Below are 819 nucleotides of genomic sequence, written 5' to 3' on the forward strand. Positions count from 1 at the left end.
GAATTTAATATCCATATATCACCTCGATGCAAACTGTGCGCTAGAAAATCCCGCTCCGTGAATGGGTTGAGCAATAGACGGAAAGTGCGAGTTTAAAATTTTTCGAATACCTGTTCGGTGCAGGCCGTGTAAATTATTTTGCACTTATCTCCAGAAGAGCCTCTATTGGCTTCTTTGCAGTCACTTATTGCGTGACTACTTGCCTCTGGAATAGAAGCAGCACTAATAAACTTAACATGCGCATCATCTAATGGCCGCCCATCTATCTGAGGCTCTGCTATGGCGACACACTGATTCCGATACCGGAAGACAACCTTGCAGTCAGTTTCTCCATGAGAGGCGCAGCGCCTCAATGCATCCGCCTCTGCTTCTGCTTGCGACAGCTTGCCAGTGGTAACTCCGTAGCTGGTGGTCGTATCTATTGAGCCCACCGCAATTGCGCCCCACGTTTTGAGCCACCTCCCAGAAGGTCGAGGAGCTGCAGGAGTTTGGCCTTGCTGTTGATAATAACCAGGAGGAATTGGTGTACATGAAGTAATCGCACCGTTGGCTTGGGCTGGCAATTGACCAGGCGGGCAGCCATTTTCTGCGTACGCAGCGCCTGCTAGGAAAAATGTAGCGAAGGCAAGATAACGGTTGAGCACCATCTGAGTCTCTTATCGCTTAGGTGAATCGGTTGCTATTCCGATTTGGACTGGCATTACCCATCGCCCCACTACCTTCATGCGCTGTCCCCGACGGTAAACGCCCTGCTGAAGATCTTGTCATGTCAACATTTCCGAGCGGCGTATCTTTGCCACCTTGCGGCGGCACATACGA

General features: G+C 50.4%; 1 protein-coding gene. It reads right to left on the minus strand.

Features of this window, described 5'->3' with window-relative positions; all coding sequences use genetic code 11:
• Positions 1-92 precede the first annotated feature (92 nt).
• Entirely contained in the window at positions 93-647 is a 555-nt protein-coding gene (locus tag D588_RS26760) for a DUF4189 domain-containing protein (RefSeq protein WP_081613574.1), read from the minus strand.
• Positions 648-819 lie beyond the last annotated feature (172 nt).

The sequence above is a fragment of the Xanthomonas sp. SHU 308 genome, from assembly GCF_000364645.1.
GTDB classification, from domain to species: Bacteria; Pseudomonadota; Gammaproteobacteria; order Xanthomonadales; family Xanthomonadaceae; genus Xanthomonas_A; species Xanthomonas_A sontii.

Excerpts from the sequence above, each read along its gene's own strand:
- D588_RS26760 (WP_081613574.1), bottom strand. The coding sequence starts at position 647 with ATGGTGCTCAACCGTTATCTTGCCTTCGCTACATTTTTCCTAGCAGGC.